Source organism: Gemmatimonadaceae bacterium (genome assembly GCA_019637445.1).
Taxonomy (GTDB): domain Bacteria; phylum Gemmatimonadota; class Gemmatimonadetes; order Gemmatimonadales; family Gemmatimonadaceae; genus Pseudogemmatithrix.
In genome coordinates, this window is sequence record JAHBVS010000003.1 from 182,399 (window position 1) to 198,176 (window position 15,778).

Genomic DNA, 15,778 nt, shown 5'->3' on the forward strand with positions numbered 1-15,778 from the left:
CTTTACGATTCAGCCCGCCCAATGCCAACCTACGAGTATCGCTGCCCCGAGGGGCACGACTTCGAAGATTTCGTTCTCAAGATCTCCGACGCCAAGTCGGAACTGCCGTGCCCAACCTGTGGCAAGGTGGCCGCCAAGCGCATGAGCGCCGGCTCCGGGCTCCTGTTCAAGGGCTCGGGTTTCTACATCACCGACTACGGCAAGGACGGCAAGAAGGATCAGCGCGTTGGCGCGAAGGGTTCCGATTCCGCGTCGGCGAAGTCGGGCGAGGCGTCATCGAGCTCGAGCAAGTCGAGCGAGGGGGGCGCCTCCTCGGGTGCGTCTGCATCGAACAGCTCGGGTAAGGCGTCGGCGAGTGCCGGCAGTTCGAGTTCGTCGAAGAGCGGCGGCGGCGCCGCCAGCGGCACCGGTAGCTCCAGCAGCACCAGCAGCCCCAAGTCCGGCCCCGCGAAGTGAGCGGCGCCGACTCCCTGCGCGACGCCCTCGCGCACGCGGCGGCCAGCATTGGCGCGCCCGCCGAGACCAAGGTGCTGCTCGAACGCCCGCGCGACCCGTCACACGGCGACTGGGCCACGAACCTGGCGATGACGCTCGCCAAGCCACTCGGTAAGAAGCCGCGGGACATCGCCGACGCGTTGGTGGCGACGTTGGATCGCAAGGCGGCCGGCGTCGGCGAAGTTAGCATCGCGGGACCCGGATTTATCAACTTCCGACTGGACACCGCGGATCTTGCGGCTGGTGTGGCGCGCGTGCTTGAGGCCGGAGAGGCGTGGGGCCGCGGCGCGGCGGGGCAGGGCAAGGTGGCGGTGGTTGAGTTTGTCTCGGCGAACCCGACCGGCCCATTGCACGTCGGCCACGGCCGCCAGGCAGCACTTGGTGACTCGATCGCCGCGCTGCTGCAGTCGCAGGGCTGGAAGGTGCAGCGCGAGTTCTACTACAACGACGCCGGCGTGCAGATTGCGAACCTCGCGCTCTCCGTGCAGGCCCGTCTGCGCGAGCGAGCAGGTGCGGCGCTGGAGATTCCCGAGGGCGGCTACCACGGCGAGTACATCCGCGAGATCGCCGAGCGCTACGCGGCCGAGCACGCGGATGATCCCAAGGGCGACAAGCTCGAACAAGTGCGCCGGGTCGCGGTGCGCGAACTGCGCAAGGAACAGGACCTCGACCTCCGCGCCTTCGGCGTGAAGTTCGACGTCTACTACCTCGAGAGTTCGCTCTATACGGACGGCTTGGTCGAGAAGACGGTCGCCGCGCTGCAGGCCAAGGGGCACACCTTTGAGGACGACGGCGCGCTGTACCTGCGCACCACGGACTACGGTGACGACAAGGACCGCGTGATGCGCAAGCGGGACGGCACGTTCACGTACTTCGTGCCCGACGTCGCCTACCACGTGACAAAGTTCGAGCGCGGCTTCACGCGAGCCGTCAACGTGCAGGGTGCGGACCATCACGGCACGACGGCCCGCGTGCGCGCGGGCCTGCAGGCGCTGGAGATGGGCATCCCGCAAGGCTACCCGGAGTACGTGCTGCACCAGATGGTCACCGTGATGCGCAGCGGCGAGGAGGTGAAGATCTCCAAGCGCGCGGGAAGCTACGTGACGGTGCGCGACCTGATCGACGAGGTGGGTCGCGATGCGGTGCGCTACTTCTTCCTGATGCGGAAGGGCGACAGCCAGTTGGTGTTCGACGTGGACCTGGCGCGCTCGCAGAGTGAGGAGAATCCGGTCTATTACATCCAGATGGCGCACGCCCGCGTCTGCGGCATCTTCCGCGTGGGCGAAGTGGATGCGGCGACCATCACGGGTGCGGGCGTGGATTGGAGCGTCTTGGACACGCCGGAAGAACGCGAACTGGTGAAGGCAATCCTCGACTGGCCGGCCTTCGTGGCCGCGGCCGCCGAGGCGCTGGAACCGCACCGCGTGGCGAACTGGCTGCTGGAGACGGCACGGCTCGTGCATACCTGGTACCACAAGCACCACGTCCTCGGCGAGCCGCCCGCGATCATGCAGGCGCGTCTGGCCCTGGCCAAGGCGGTGCGCATAACGCTGTCGAACGGTCTTGGGCTCCTCGGCATCGCGGCGCCCGAACGCATGTAGTGCTCTCCTGAGTCTAATGCGCTGAGGTGTTTGCCACAGAGGCACAGAGAACCACAAGTGCTTGAAGGGGGCGCTTCTGCTGCCCTCGCGCGTTGTTCACCCTCGCAGTGCCGTTGTAGTTCTCTGTGTCTCTGTGCCTCTGTGGCATTCAGTTGCAGTTCCTTTCCAAACGCAGAACCCAAAGGGCAATGACAGTTCTCGTCGTCGGCTCCGTCGCACTCGACTCCGTTGAGACCCCTTTCGGCAAGGCCGATGAGGTGCTCGGTGGCTCGGCCAACTACTTCGCCGCTTCGGCGTCGCACCAGACGGGCGTGCAGCTCGTCGGCGTCGTCGGGTCCGACTATCCGGTTGCCAAGCTCGACGCGCTCAAGGCGCGCGGGGTGGACCTCGCGGGCCTGGAGAAGGCCGAGGGCGAATCCTTCCGCTGGCGCGGGCGCTATCGCCACGACTTGAACTCGGCCGAGACGCTCGAGACGCGGCTCGGCGTGTTCTCACACTTCCAGCCCAAGATCCCGGCGCAGTTCGCGTCGGCGGAGTACGTGTTCCTGGCGAACATCGACCCGCGGCTGCAACTGCAGGTGCTGGGCCAGGTCAAGCAGCCCAAGCTCGTGGCCTGCGACACCATGAACTTCTGGATCGAGTCGCGTCGGGCCGACCTGCTCACGCTGCTCGGAAAGGTGGACCTGATCACGCTGAACGATGCCGAGGCGCGGCAGCTCACGGAGCAGGCCAACCTCGTGCACGCGGCGCGCTGGATCCTCGAGCGCGGGCCCAAGACCGTGCTCATCAAGAAGGGCGAGCACGGCGCGTTCATGTTCACCAAGGACAGCGTGTTCTTCGCGCCGGCGTATCCGCTTGAGTCGGTGTTCGATCCCACCGGGGCAGGCGACTCGTTCGCCGGCGGCTTCATGGGTTGGCTAGCCCGCACCGGCGACCTCTCCGAAGCCAACATGCGCCGCGCGGTGATCGTCGGCTCGGCGATGGGCTCGTTCGTGGTCGAGGGCTTCTCGATCACGCGGCTGCTAGAGGTGACACGGGCGGACATTGACCGCCGCGTCGGCGAGTTCCATCGTCTGGTGTCCTTCGACCAGGAACTGACCTGATGGCCGAGGAGAAGCTCACGTATGCGAGCGCCGGCGTCGACATCGACGCCGCGGACGACAGCAAGCATCGCATCAAGAAGCTGGTCGAGAGCACGTTCACGGCCGGTGCGCGCGGCGCCTTCGGTGGCTTCGGCGGGATGTTCCGCGTGCCCGAGGGCGCGAAGAAGCCGTTGCTCGTGGCCAGCGCCGACGGCGTGGGCACAAAGATCAAGATCGCCATCGAGGCGGATCGGCACGACACAATCGGCCACTGCCTCGTGAACCACTGCGTTAACGACATCCTCGTGCAGGGTGCGCGGCCACTGTTCTTCCTCGACTACGTCGCGTTTGGCAAGCTGCTCCCATCTGTGGTTGAGGGGGTGGTGAAGGGCGTCGCTGCCGGCTGTCGTGAGAACGGCGCGTCGTTGATCGGCGGCGAGACCGCGGAGATGCCGGGCGTCTACACCGCGCCGGACTATGACCTCGCTGGGTTCATCGTCGGCTGGGTGGAAGAGGACCAGGTCATCACCTCAGCGGGTGTGCGGGAAGGCGACGTGTTGGTTGGACTCGCCAGCACAGGGTTGCACACCAACGGCTATTCGCTGGCTCGTCACATTGTGACGGAACGACTGCAGCTTGGGCCGCGGGATGTGTTTCCTGAATCGGGGGGCAAGTCGGTGGCCGACGTGATGTTGGCCGTGCACCGCTCCTACCTCCCAATCCTGGAGCCGGCGCTTGGCACCGTTCATGCGATGGCTCACATCACGGGAGGCGGGATCCCGGGCAACCTCGACCGGGCCCTGCCGTCACATCTCGACGCAGTGGTCGAGACGTCGGCCTGGGAGATCCCCTCGCTCTTCCGTGTGCTGGAGTCGGCCGGGAAGGTGGAGCGCGCAGAGATGTACCGCGCGTTCAATATGGGTGTCGGCATGATTGTGATAGCCGACACGGCCGGCGCGGCCCAAGTGCGTGACCTTGCTCGTAAGGCCGGCGTCGAATCTTGGATGCTCGGCCACATCCGCCCGGGGTCCGGGCGGGTTCACCTCGTGTAGCCCCAAAGGAGTTGACCTGTATGCGTCGTTTCGTCGTTTCCGCCTCTGCCGCCCTTGTGCTGGCGGCTGCCCCGGCTGCGGTGCAGGCCCAGACCTGCGGCGGCAATCCGCTGGCCGAAGATGCGTGCTATGTGGCAAGCGACCTCTTTCGCTACATGGGTGGCCAACTCGGCACCGCAATCGCTGGCGGCAGCCACACGCTGGGACTCGGCACGAATCTCGGTGGCTTTCCGCGCTTCTCGCTCGCCCTGCGCGTCAACGCGGTGAAGGGCAACCTGCCGGAACTCGGTGATGTCTTCGCCGGCCCGGCGTCGGCCCGCAACTTCGCGGTCGAGGATGCACCGGTGCCGATGGCGACGGTGGACTTTGCGCTCGGACTGACGAAGGGCTTCAACGTCGGAGTTACGCGCATTGGCGGCGTCGACCTTATCGGCGGATTGACCTACGTGCCCGAGATCACCGAGGATGAGTTCACCCTCACGCCGGAGAGCAACATCGCCGTGGGCCTTGGCGCCCGCGTGGGGCTGCTCGAGCAGTCGGCGCTGCTGCCGGGCGTCTCCGTGTCGTACATGAAGCGCGACTTGCCGACGCTCGACTTTGGCGCCAGCGCGGACAACGGCACCTCGTTCGACATCAATGACTTCTCGGTCAAGACCACGTCGTGGCGCATCTCGGCGCAGAAGAACCTGCTGCTCTTCCAGCTCGGCGCCGGCTTCGGTGGCGACAGCTATGACCTGTCGACCTCGGCGTCGGTGAACGCCGAGGGCAACACCGGCACGCTGCAGGACGCGCTCAAGATCAACCGCACCACGATGTACGGCACGCTGGGCGTGAACCTGTGGCTGATGAAGATCGTGGCCGAGGTGGGTCAGGTGTCGGGCGGGACGATCGGCACCTTCCACACCTACGACACGCCAGCGGATGACTCGCGACTCTATGGCTCGGTCGGTATCCGCATCGGCAAGTGATCGGCACGCTGGATCGATGACTCCCGCCGCCCCGCGTGACGGGGCCCTGATGCGCCGCGCGCTTCGATTGGCGCGGCGCGGCTGGGGGCAGACGGCGCCGAACCCTATGGTCGGCGCCGTCGTCGTTCGCGACGGCCAGGTGGTCGGAGAGGGCTACCACGCCCGATTCGGCGACGCGCACGCAGAAGCGGTGGCCTTGGCGCAGGCGGGTGAGCGTGCCCGTGGCGCGGACGTGTACGTCACCCTGGAGCCGTGCAATCACCACGGCAAGACGCCGCCCTGTGCGGATGCCTTGGTCGCCGCCGGCGTGCGGCGTGTCATCATCGCCGTGGCGGATCCGAATCCAGAAGCCGCTGGCGGCATCGACCGCCTGAAGGCGGCCGGCATTGCGGTGGACGTCGGCGTGGAGGCCGAAGCGGCCGCCGAGCTCAACGCGCCGTTCCTCTTCTCGCACGTCCGACGCGACCGGCCCTTCGTCACGCTCAAGCTCGCCCTGTCACTTGACGGGGCAATCGCCCCCGGTGACGGCACGCAGCGCTGGCTCACGGGCGAGGCCGCGCGCAAGCTCGTGCACCGTCAGCGCGCGGGCGCGGATGCCATTCTGGTCGGGATCGGGACGGCGCTGACCGACGACCCCGCGCTCACGGTGCGCTCCGGCAAGCGCCCCCGCGTCGCCCCTCGGCGCCTGGTGCTGGACCGCGACGCACGGCTCCCGCTCAAGGGGCAGCTCGCGCGCGGCGCGCGGAAGGTGCCGGTGGAGGTCTTGACCGGTGAGACTGCCCCCTCGGAGCGGGTCGAGGCGCTCCGCGACCGCGGTGTACTGGTCCAGCCGGCAGCCAGCCTGGAGTCCCACCTCGCGGGCCTGCGCGAGCGGGGCGTCCGGCACCTCTACGTGGAGGGCGGGGCGGGGGTGGCCGGAGCCCTGCTGTCGGCCGGTTATGTCGATCGCCTGATTATCTTTCGGGCGCCGGTCCTCTTGGGGGCCGGTGCCTTGGCAGGTCTCGGGACAGTCGTCCCGCCGGCCGGGCACGGTGACCGATGGACGTTGGTCGAGAGCAGCCCCGTGGGGGATGACTTGGTCAGCGTGTATCGCCCCGCCGCCGCTGATTCCACCCGCGATCCCTGATGTTCACTGGCCTCATCACCGCAGTCGGCGAAATCGTCCGCGTCTCCTCGACGGAGGCCGGGCGCGAGCTGGTCATTGCCGCGCCGTACACGGGGCTGGAGATCGGGGAAAGCATCGCCTGCAACGGTGCCTGCCTCACGGTGCGCGAGATCGGGGACGGGACGTTCACCGTCGCCGCTGTCGTGACCACCCTCGAGCGCACGACCATCGAGGCCTGGCAGGTCGGCACGCGCGTGAACCTCGAACGCGCGATGGCCGTCGGTGACCGGCTCGGCGGGCATCTAGTGCAGGGACACGTCGACGGGGTGGGCAGCGTGGTTGCGGCGGAGCGCCGTGGCGACGCGTGGATCCTCGACATCCGAGTACCCGACGCCATCGATGAGCTGCTGGTACCGCAGGGGAGCATCGCCGTGGACGGCGTGAGCCTAACGGTGGTGGAACTCCCGGCGGCGAACCTTCTGCGGCTCAGCATTATTGAACACACGATGCGCCATACGACGCTGGGCGCGCTCCGCGTGGGCGACGCCGTGCAGCTCGAGGCGGACATCCTGGCGAAGCACATTAAGCGCCTCGCGGCGCCCCTTCTGCAGAGTTGAGCAATGTTCGGAACCATTGAGCAGGCCTTGGTGGACCTAAAGGCCGGCAAGTTCATCGTCGTCGCGGACGACGAAGATCGCGAAAACGAGGGCGACCTCATCCTGGCGGCGGAACACATCACGCCGGAGAAGGTCAACTTTCTTATGCAGGCGAAAGGCATGATCTGCGTGGCGCTCTCCCCGGAGCGCGTGGATCGCCTCGGCCTCCAGATGATGGGCTCGGAGAACACGGACGCCCTGCGCACCGCGTACACGGTCACGGTGGACGCTGCGCCGCATCACGGCGTGACCACGGGCATCAGCGCCCGCGACCAGGCCAAGACCATTCGACTGGTCGCCGACGCGAGCACCGTGCCGGCGGACCTGCGCCGCCCGGGTCACGTGCACCCGCTGCGCGCCCGCGAGGGTGGCGTGCTCCAGCGGGTGGGCCACACCGAGGCCGCCGTCGACCTGATGCGCCTCGCGGGCCTGCAACCCGCCGGCGTCATCTGCGAGATCCTCACCGACGACGGCTCCACCGCCAAGCGCCCCGAGCTCGAGGCCTTCGCCAAACGGCACGACCTGACGTTCATCACGGTGGCGCAACTGGTCGCCTACCGGCTGCAGAACGAGCGCCTCGTGCATCGCGCGGCGGAAGCGCGCCTGCCCACGGAGTTCGGTGAGTTCCGCCTCGTCGGCTATCGCAACGACGTGGACAGCCACGAGCATGTGGCGCTCGTCTACGGCGAGGTGCAGGGCGGGGAGGACGTGCTGGTCCGCATGCACTCCAAGTGCCTCACGGGTGACACCTTCCACTCGCTGCGCTGCGACTGCCGCTGGCAACTGCACGAGGCGATGCGTCTCGTGGTGGAGGCCGGTCGGGGCGTCATCGTCTATCTCGACCAGGAAGGGCGCGGCATCGGCCTGCTCAATAAGCTGCGGGCCTACCAGCTCCAGGACGAGGGTGCGGACACGGTCGAGGCCAACGAGCGCCTCGGTTTCGCGCCCGACCTGCGCAACTACGGCATCGGCGCGCAGATCCTGCTGGACCTTGGCCTGCGTTCCATCCGGCCGATCACGAACAACCCCAAGAAGCTCGTGGGCCTGGAGGGCTATGGGCTGAGCCTCGGCGAACGCGTGCCGATCATCTCGCCCGCGAACGGCGAGAACGCCGAGTACCTCGAGACCAAGCGCAAGAAGCTCGGCCACCTGCGAGCGATGTAATGGGAGAGTTCATCGGAACACCCACCGGCGCGGGCGTGCGGATGGCCCTCGTCGCCAGTCGCTTCAACGAGCACGTGGTGCAGAAGTTGGTCGATGGCGCACTGGAGTGCTGTTTGAAGCACGGCGCCACGCTCGACGCCGTGGACGTCTATTGGGTGCCGGGCGCCTGGGAGCTGCCGCTGGCCCTGCGCGAAGCCCTGCAGTCCGGACGCTACAACGCCAGCGTCGTCGTCGGCGCCGTGGTGCGCGGCGAGACACCGCATTTCGACTTCATCGCGGGTGAAGCGAATCGTTCGATGGCGCAGCTGCAGCTCGAGTACGGCGTGCCGATCGGCAACGGCCTGCTCACCACCGACACGATGGAACAGGCCGAGGCGCGGGCCGGTGGCGCGCACGGCAACAAGGGCTGGGAAGCGGCGCTGGCCGCGCTCGAGATGGCCGACCTGATCGGTCGGCTGGACCACTCGCTGGCGGACGAGGACGATGGCGCGCGTTGAGACCCGTGGGCGCTCGCGCGCCCTGCAAGCCCTCTATGCCTGGGATGTCCGCCGTGATTCGCTGCCACTGCCGCGTGTGGCGCAGTTGGTGTGGGACGACCTCGCGATCCCGCCCGAAGAGCGTGCCTTCGCCGATGCCTTGATCCAACTCATCGCGGCGGACCGGCCGGCAATGGACGCCGAGCTGGCGGAAGTCACGACGAACTGGCGGCTCGAGCGGCTGGGCCACATCGAGCGTTGCGTGTTGCGGCTCGGCGCGGCTGAGCTGACCCAGGGCGGGACGCCCCCGCGGGTGGTGATCCAGGAATGCGTACGGCTCGCCGAACGCTACGGGTCCTCGCAGAGCGCGCGCTTCGTGAACGGCGTGCTCGACGCGCTCGCACGACGGATGGGCCGGCTCTCTTGAAGCTCGTCGCCGTGAACTGGCAGGACCTCGACAACCCATTGGGCGGCGGGGCCGAGACGCACCTGCAGGAGATCCTCGAACGGCTGGCCGGATTTGGGCACGAGGTCGTGCTGCTCTGCGGCGGCTGGAAGGGCTGTCCACCGCGCGCGACGCGCAATGGCGTCGAGATCCATCGCGTGGGGACGCGGCAGTCGTTCCCCTTTCTCGCGCGCCGGTACTGGAATCGCCACCTGCGCGACTCGGGTGTCGACGTGCTGTATGAGGACATCAACAAGGTGCCCTTGTACACGACCCGCTGGGGGGCCCGGCAGGTGGTTGCGGTCGTGCCGCACCTTTTCGGCGACGCCGCCTTCCAGGAACTGAACCCGGTGCTGGCCAGTGCCGTGTGGCTGAGCGAGCAGCCGCTGCCCTGGATGTACCGTCGCGTGCCCTTTCAGGCCATCAGCCAGAGCACGGCCGAGGACCTGATGCTGCGCGGCATCCATCCCAAGCGCGTCACCGTGATTCCTCCCGGCGTCAGCGCGGAGTACTACACGCCGGACCCCGCCGCCCGTGCGCAACGGCCGACTTTTGCGTATCTCGGACGCCTCAAGCGCTACAAGGGCGTGCACCACGTGATTCGTGCCTTCGCCGCGATGGGACATCCGGATGCCGAGCTCGAGATTGCTGGGGCGGGCGACTACCGGCCGGCGCTTGAGGCCCTCGTGGACTCGCTTGCCCTGCGTCAGCGCGTACGTTTTCTTGGCTTCGTCAGCGAGGCGGAGAAGCTGGCACTCTATCGACGGGCGTGGGGCGTGGCCTTGGCTTCGCCCAAGGAAGGCTGGGGTTTGACCAACGTGGAGGCCGAGGCCTGCGGGACGCCCGTTGTGGCGTCCAACTCCCCCGGCATCCGAGAGTCGGTGCGGCACGGTGAGACAGGCTTCCTCGTGCCGCAAGGCGATGTGCAGGCGATGGCCGAGGCAATGCGACGGCTGGCGGACAGTCCTGCGCTGGTGGCGGAGATGGGCGGCAAGGCACGGGCCTTCGCCGAATCGTTCACCTGGGACCGCTGCGCCCGCGCGACCGAGGCGCATCTGCTCGAGGTGGTCAACCGAGGGAGGTAGGGCCGTGGACGTCGTCATCCACTCGCACCACGCCAGCGTCTCCGAGCATATGCGCAAGCGCGCCCTGCGCGCAGTCCAACGCGTGGCCACCCGGCTCCCTCGGGCCGTGGAGGCCATCCTTCGCTTCGAAGAGGATGGGCCGACGAAGCGCGTGACGGTCACCCTCCGCGCGCCTCGGCATCACGACCTGATGGGCCGGGCCGACGGCAAGTTCTTCGGGCCGGCACTCGTCGCCGCGCTGGCCCGGGTGACGACGCAGATCAACCGCGAGAAGCGGGGCGCCGGACACGCCAGCAAGCGTACGGCAGCCCGGGCGCGCGTCCGTGGCTGAGCGCATGCCCACGCTGACGGTCGGCGCGCTCTACGAGCGGCTCAAGGATGAGTTGCAGTTGGAGCTACTCGGCAGCCCAGACGGCTTGCAGCGTCCGATCGAGACGGACGATGCCTCGGGGCCGGGCCTCGTCCTGGCGGGCTACACGGGACGATTCGTGCACCAGCGGCTGCAGGTTCTCGGCGAGACCGAGGTCAGCTACCTGAAGTCACTGCCCGCCGCGGATCGGCATCGCATCATCGAGACCTTCTTCGCCTATCCGATCCCCTGCGTGATGATCACCAAGGGGCAGGAACTGCCCGAGGGCATGGAGGACGCGGCGCGGACGGCGGGGCTGGCCATCCTGCGCTCGCAGCTGAAGACGCAGGAGTTCTACCACCACATCCATCCCTTCCTCGAAGACTGCTTTGCGCCGAGCACGAACCTGCACGGCTCGCTGGCGGACGTGTACGGGGTCGGGTTGCTGTTCACGGGCGAGAGCGGCATCGGCAAGTCGGAGTGCGTGTTGGACCTCGTCGAGCGCGGGCACCGACTGGTGGCGGATGACGTCGTCATCGTACGGCGAAAAGGCGGCGACGTGCTGATTGGATCGGGGCATCCGCTGCAGCGGCACTTCATGGAGATCCGTGGCGTCGGCCTCATCGATGTGCGCCAGCTCTTTGGCATCCGCGCCGTGCGCCAGCAGAAGCGCATCGAGGTGGTCGTGCAGTTGCAGGCCTGGCGCGAGGGCATGGTCGTCGAGCGTACCGGCCTCGAGCAGCAGGTCACGCAGATCATGGGCGTGGACGTCCCGCGGATTACGCTGCCGCTGAATCCTGGCAAGAACATCACCGTGGTCGCCGAGGTCGTGGCGATGAACCACCTGCTGCGCTACAGCGGCGAGGACCCGGCCCAGGCGTTCAACGAGCGCCTCAAGGGCCATATGCGCCAGAAGGCCGATGTGGCGCGGTACCTGCTCGATGACGACGAATAGCACGCCCCGCGCCATCGTCGCCGGCCACGGCAGCTTTGCGGCCGGGCTCGTCTCCGCCGTGCAGCAGATCACGGGGCTGGGTGATCGCTTCGTGGCGATCAGCAACACCGGGCTCGGCGCCGAGGCCATTGAGACGGCCGTGCGCGAGGCGCTGGCGACGACCGGCGCGACCGTGGTGTTCACCGACCTGCCTGCCGGCAGCTGCACGATGGCGGTCCGACGGCTCGCCAAGCTCGGCCCGTCCGTCACCGTGGTCACGGGGGTGACGCTGCCGACGCTACTGGCGTACGCGATGGGAGCCAGTGTCGAGGAGGCCGTCGCCCGCGGCCGCGAGTCGCTGATGCGCTACGGGGGCCCCGAGGGTGCTTGAGTACTTTCGCATCGACGACCGGCTGATCCACGGACAGGTGGTCGTCGGCTGGGGGCAGCCCTGCGGCCTCGGCTTCCTCGTGCTCGTTGACGATGCCGTGGTGGGCTCCGAGTGGGAGCAGGAGCTCTACCGCATGGGCGTGCCGCCGGAGATGGACGTGTACTTCGACTCGGTCGAGAGCGCGGCGCGCCGCATGGCCGACTATCGCGCCGATCGGCGTCCCGGTCTCCTGCTCACCGGCGATATCGCCACGATGCAGCGCTTGGTGAACGCCGTACCGGACGTGCGCTGCGTGACCATCGGCGGCATCCATCACAAGGACGGACGCCGCGCGCGCCTCCGCTATGTGTTTCTCACGCCGGAGGAAGAGCGGGAGTTGACGGCGATGGCGGCACAGGGCATCCAGGTCGTCGCGCAGGACGTGCCGATGTCGCCCGCCGTTCCGCTGGCGGACGTGCTGGCGGGAGACGGCAGCGGATGATCGATACGCTGGCCATCGACCTGCTGCAGCTCCTCCCGCTCGCCGTGCTCGGCGGCGTGCTCGGGCTGGATGTCGTGAGCTTCCCCCAGGCGATGCTGTCGCGGCCCATCGTCGCCGCGACGATGGCGGGGGCATTGATCGGGCAGCCCGAACGCGGCCTGGTGGTCGGCGTGGCGCTGGAGTTCTTCGCCCTCGAGTCGATGCCCTTCGGTGCCTCGCGGTATCCGGAGTGGGGGTCGGCCTCGGTGGTCGGCGGCGCCTTGTTCGCGATGACACCGGACAACACGGCGGCCGCGATGTCGATGGCATTGCTGGCGGCCCTCACCACGGCGACCGTCGCCGGCACGTCGATGGTCGCGCTCAGGCGCTGGACGCAGGCCGTGGCGGAGAGCCGCCACGAGATGCTGGCCGCCGGATCGGGCCGTGCGGTCGTCGGCCTGCAGCTCGCCGGCCTGACGGCTGATCTCTTGCGCGGTGCACTGCTGACGCTTGGCGCGCTCGCGGTGTTCGTGCCGCTGCGCACGGCGATCCTCGGGACGTTTGTCTTCCCCGACACCCTCTCGCGCGCCGTGGCCGTTTCGGTGGCCTCCGCTGTCGGGCTCGCCGCGGTGTGGAAGGTGGTGCACACCACGAAAGGCGCGCGCTGGTGGATGGCCGCCGGGCTGCTCTTCGGCTTCGGCATCGCCTGGGGGCTCTGGTGAGCGCCGCGCCGCGACTTCCCTGGCACGTCCGGGCGGCAATCCTCGGGCGGCTCTTTGCCATCCAGGGCGCCTGGACCTACGAACGGATGGTGGGCCACGGCATCGCCTTCGCGCTCGAGCCGGCCATGCGCCTGCTGCCAGGGGGCCGGGGCGGGGACCGCTACCGTGCGGCGATGGTGCGCCACTCCGGCTACTTCAACGCGCACCCGTATCTGACGGCCGTGGCGGTGGGCGCGCTTGCCCGCGCGGAGATGGACAACTTGCCGCCGGAGCAGATTGACCGCTTCCGGACGGCTGCGCCGGGCCCGTTGGGCTCCGTCGGCGACCGCCTCATCTGGGCTGGCTGGGTGCCACTGTGCTCGTCCGTGGGGCTGTTGGCGTTCGGGCTTGGCGCCTCGCCCGCTAGCGTGGTGCTGCTCTTTCTCGGACTTTATAACGCGGGACACCTGGCGCTACGCATCTGGGCCCTGCACGTCGGCTGGCGCGACGGGCTTCGCGTGGCGCAGGCCTTGGGCAATCCGGTGCTCCGTCAGGGGCCGGCACACGTGGCCCGTGCCACGGCCTTCGTGGCGGGCGTCGCGCTTCCCGTGGCGGCGCAGGGCATCATCGGGGCGGGACGGGCCTGGCTCGGTGCGGTGCTCGTCTCGGTGGCTGGTGGTGCGATCGTCGTCACGCTGCTCCACGGCAAGTTCGAGGGATGGCGCCTGGCCATCTTCGCGCTTGCCGCCTTCCTCCTCTCTTCCGTGGTGCGCTGATGCTCGAACGCGACGTCGAGGTGATGAACGCCAATGGCATCCACGCCCGCCCCGCGGCGGAGATCGTGAAGCTGGCGAGCAAGTTCACCTCGCAGATCACGCTCGGCCGCGACGGCACCGAGGTGAACGGCAAGAGCATCATGGGCGTGATGATGCTGGCCGCGGAGTGTGGGGCGGTTGTGCGCATCCGCTGCGAGGGGGCCGACGAGGCCGCCGCGCTGGACGCGCTCGTCGAACTGGTTGGCTCGACCTTCGGGGAGCACTAGTGCCCTCACAGCTCCACGGGATCCCGGCCTCGCCGGGCATCGTCGTCGGCACCGCGCACTTGCTGCGCTGGGAGGTGCCGGACGTCAGTGCCCGCGTGGTCCGTGACGAGGAGATCCTGACGGAGCTGCAGCGCTTCCGCGATGCCTGCGCCAAGGCCATCGAACGCCTGCAGGGCGTGCGCAAGCGCGCGGCGGAGAAGGCTGGCGAGGCCGAGGCGGCGATCTTCGACGTGCAGGTCTCCATCCTGCAGGACTCTTCGCTGCGCGAGCAGGTCGAGCAGTTGGTGCAGCAGCACCTCGCACCGGAGAAGGCGTTCGATGTGGTGATGCTCGACTGGCGCGACCACTTCGGCCGCAGCACGAACCCCATGATGCGCGAGCGCGTGGGCGACCTCGTGGACGTGCACATCCGGCTGCTCACGATCCTGCTGGGACTGCCCGACCACGATCCCGTGGACCTCGCGCCGGGCAGCAACGCCATCGTGGTCACGCACGATCTCACACCAAGCCTGACGATGCAGTTCGATCGCCGGGCCATCGCGGGCATCGCGACGGATGCGGGAACGCGCACCTCGCACGTGGCCATTCTCGCGCGTTCGCTTGGCCTGCCGGCGGTCGTTGGCCTGATTGACGCGACGGCGCGGCTGCAATCCGGCGAGCGCGTGATTCTCGACGGGACCAACGGCCGACTGGTCGTGAAGCCCACCGCCGCCGAGCTCGCGCAGTTCGCCGATCGCGCGCGCCGCGAGGCCGCGGCGCAGGCGGAGTTGGCAACCCTGGTCGGCGTCGAGTCGCTCACGACCGACGGGCACCACATCACGCTGCGGGCCAACGTGGACCTGCCCGATGAGTCCAGTCTCGCCGCCGCCGCCGGCGCCGAGGGCGTGGGACTGATGCGTACCGAGTTCCTCGTGGTCGGACGCACGGCGATGCCCACGGAGGACGAGCAGTACGAGGCCTACAAGCGCGTGGTCGAGAGCTTCGGCGACCACCCGGTGGTCATCCGCACCTACGACGTCGGGGGCGACAAGCTGCCGGTCGGCGGTTTCCCGCACGAACCGAATCCGTTCCTGGGATGGCGCGCCATCCGGATGTGCCTGGACGAGCCCGAGATCTTCAAGGTGCAGTTGCGGGCGATGCTTCGTGCCGCGGTGCACGGCGACCTTCGCATCATGCTGCCGCTGGTGGTGACCGTCGATGAAGTGCGGCAGGCGCGCTTCCTCTTGCAGGAGGCGGCGGCCGAGTTGGAGCGGCGACACATCCCGCACCGCGCGGAGGTGTCGATGGGGGTGATGGTTGAGACGCCCGCGGCGGCCCTGGCCGTGGACACGCTGGTGCGGGACGTCGGCTTCCTGAGCATCGGGACGAACGACCTGGTGCAGTACACGCTGGCGGTGGACCGTGGCAACGCCTCGCTGGCCACGCGCTTCACGCCGCTGCACCCAGCGGTGCTGCGCTTGATTGCGCGCACGCTGGATGTGGGCCAGTCCGCGGGGCTTTCAGTCAGCGTCTGCGGCGAGATGGCCTCGCAGCCCTTGATGGCCTACGCCCTCCTCGGGCTCGGCGTCCGCGAGCTCAGCGTGTCGGCCATCGGCTTGAGCGTGGTCAAGCGCATCGTGCGCGGCGTAAGCACGCTGAACGCCGAGCAGGTCGCGCGACAGGCCTTGGAAGCTGAGTCGGCCCGCGCGGCGGGCGAGATCCTCACGAAGGGACTGGTGGCGGAGCTCGGCGAGGAGCTGGTCGACGGGTTGCTCGGCCTCGGTTAAGCCGAG

Annotated in this window: 19 protein-coding genes; all 19 read left to right on the plus strand. The window is 68.4% G+C overall.

All coding sequences use genetic code 11. The features are described from left to right. Positions 1-21 precede the first annotated feature (21 nt). The 19 genes from KF709_13755 to ptsP all read left to right on the plus strand — a co-directional run bounded on the left by KF709_13755 (position 22) and on the right by ptsP (position 15,772). Positions 22-456, plus strand: coding sequence for a zinc ribbon domain-containing protein (locus KF709_13755; protein ID MBX3175475.1), 435 nt, complete (start codon positions 22-24; stop codon positions 454-456). After that, positions 453-2,096, plus strand: a complete 1,644-nt coding sequence (locus KF709_13760; GenBank protein ID MBX3175476.1) for an arginine--tRNA ligase — start codon at positions 453-455, stop codon at positions 2,094-2,096. Before KF709_13755 ends, KF709_13760 begins: the two co-directional genes overlap by 4 nt. A 188-nt stretch (positions 2,097-2,284) precedes the next feature. Further along, on the plus strand, positions 2,285-3,199 hold the full coding sequence (locus tag KF709_13765) for a bifunctional hydroxymethylpyrimidine kinase/phosphomethylpyrimidine kinase (protein MBX3175477.1): 915 nt from the start codon (positions 2,285-2,287) through the stop codon (positions 3,197-3,199). Then, positions 3,199-4,230: a phosphoribosylformylglycinamidine cyclo-ligase gene (gene purM / locus KF709_13770; GenBank protein MBX3175478.1), complete on the plus strand. Its 1,032-nt coding sequence runs from the start codon at positions 3,199-3,201 to the stop codon at positions 4,228-4,230. Before KF709_13765 ends, purM begins: the two co-directional genes overlap by 1 nt. A gap of 20 nt (positions 4,231-4,250) precedes the next feature. Next, positions 4,251-5,198 carry a hypothetical protein gene (locus KF709_13775; protein MBX3175479.1) on the plus strand — a complete coding sequence of 316 codons (948 nt, stop codon included), beginning with the start codon at positions 4,251-4,253 and terminating at the stop codon, positions 5,196-5,198. 16 nt (positions 5,199-5,214) lie between these two features. Beyond that, on the plus strand, positions 5,215-6,324 hold the full coding sequence (ribD, locus tag KF709_13780) for a bifunctional diaminohydroxyphosphoribosylaminopyrimidine deaminase/5-amino-6-(5-phosphoribosylamino)uracil reductase RibD (GenBank protein MBX3175480.1): 1,110 nt from the start codon (positions 5,215-5,217) through the stop codon (positions 6,322-6,324). Continuing rightward, positions 6,324-6,920 carry a riboflavin synthase gene (locus tag KF709_13785; GenBank protein MBX3175481.1) on the plus strand — a complete coding sequence of 199 codons (597 nt, stop codon included), beginning with the start codon at positions 6,324-6,326 and terminating at the stop codon, positions 6,918-6,920. Before ribD ends, KF709_13785 begins: the two co-directional genes overlap by 1 nt. A gap of 3 nt (positions 6,921-6,923) precedes the next feature. Continuing rightward, positions 6,924-8,123: a bifunctional 3,4-dihydroxy-2-butanone-4-phosphate synthase/GTP cyclohydrolase II gene (locus KF709_13790; protein MBX3175482.1), complete on the plus strand. Its 1,200-nt coding sequence runs from the start codon at positions 6,924-6,926 to the stop codon at positions 8,121-8,123. Further along, a complete protein-coding gene (locus KF709_13795) occupies positions 8,123-8,620 on the plus strand; it encodes a 6,7-dimethyl-8-ribityllumazine synthase (protein MBX3175483.1) in 498 nt (165 codons plus the stop codon). The genes KF709_13790 and KF709_13795 overlap by 1 nt, the downstream gene beginning before the upstream one ends. Further along, positions 8,607-9,026 carry a transcription antitermination factor NusB gene (gene nusB, locus KF709_13800; protein ID MBX3175484.1) on the plus strand — a complete coding sequence of 140 codons (420 nt, stop codon included), beginning with the start codon at positions 8,607-8,609 and terminating at the stop codon, positions 9,024-9,026. Before KF709_13795 ends, nusB begins: the two co-directional genes overlap by 14 nt. Then, on the plus strand, positions 9,023-10,129 hold the full coding sequence (locus KF709_13805) for a glycosyltransferase family 4 protein (protein MBX3175485.1): 1,107 nt from the start codon (positions 9,023-9,025) through the stop codon (positions 10,127-10,129). Before nusB ends, KF709_13805 begins: the two co-directional genes overlap by 4 nt. Positions 10,130-10,133: 4 nt before the next feature. Beyond that, positions 10,134-10,460, plus strand: coding sequence for a hypothetical protein (locus KF709_13810; protein ID MBX3175486.1), 327 nt, complete (start codon positions 10,134-10,136; stop codon positions 10,458-10,460). Next, a complete protein-coding gene (hprK, locus tag KF709_13815; GenBank protein ID MBX3175487.1) occupies positions 10,453-11,433 on the plus strand; it encodes an HPr(Ser) kinase/phosphatase in 981 nt (326 codons plus the stop codon). The genes KF709_13810 and hprK overlap by 8 nt, the downstream gene beginning before the upstream one ends. Next, entirely contained in the window at positions 11,420-11,803 is a 384-nt protein-coding gene (locus KF709_13820; GenBank protein ID MBX3175488.1) for a hypothetical protein, read from the plus strand. Before hprK ends, KF709_13820 begins: the two co-directional genes overlap by 14 nt. Continuing rightward, on the plus strand, positions 11,796-12,284 hold the full coding sequence (locus tag KF709_13825) for a PTS sugar transporter subunit IIB (protein MBX3175489.1): 489 nt from the start codon (positions 11,796-11,798) through the stop codon (positions 12,282-12,284). The genes KF709_13820 and KF709_13825 overlap by 8 nt, the downstream gene beginning before the upstream one ends. Next, positions 12,281-12,985, plus strand: a complete 705-nt coding sequence (locus KF709_13830) for a PTS sugar transporter subunit IIC (GenBank protein ID MBX3175490.1) — start codon at positions 12,281-12,283, stop codon at positions 12,983-12,985. The genes KF709_13825 and KF709_13830 overlap by 4 nt, the downstream gene beginning before the upstream one ends. Beyond that, a complete protein-coding gene (locus tag KF709_13835) occupies positions 12,982-13,740 on the plus strand; it encodes a PTS system mannose/fructose/sorbose family transporter subunit IID (GenBank protein ID MBX3175491.1) in 759 nt (252 codons plus the stop codon). The genes KF709_13830 and KF709_13835 overlap by 4 nt, the downstream gene beginning before the upstream one ends. Next, the gene (locus tag KF709_13840) at positions 13,740-14,006 is read left to right on the plus strand and encodes an HPr family phosphocarrier protein (GenBank protein ID MBX3175492.1); all 267 of its coding nucleotides are present in this window, start codon (positions 13,740-13,742) and stop codon (positions 14,004-14,006) included. The genes KF709_13835 and KF709_13840 overlap by 1 nt, the downstream gene beginning before the upstream one ends. Then, on the plus strand, positions 14,006-15,772 hold the full coding sequence (gene ptsP, locus KF709_13845) for a phosphoenolpyruvate--protein phosphotransferase (protein ID MBX3175493.1): 1,767 nt from the start codon (positions 14,006-14,008) through the stop codon (positions 15,770-15,772). Before KF709_13840 ends, ptsP begins: the two co-directional genes overlap by 1 nt. Positions 15,773-15,778: the final 6 nt, after the last annotated feature.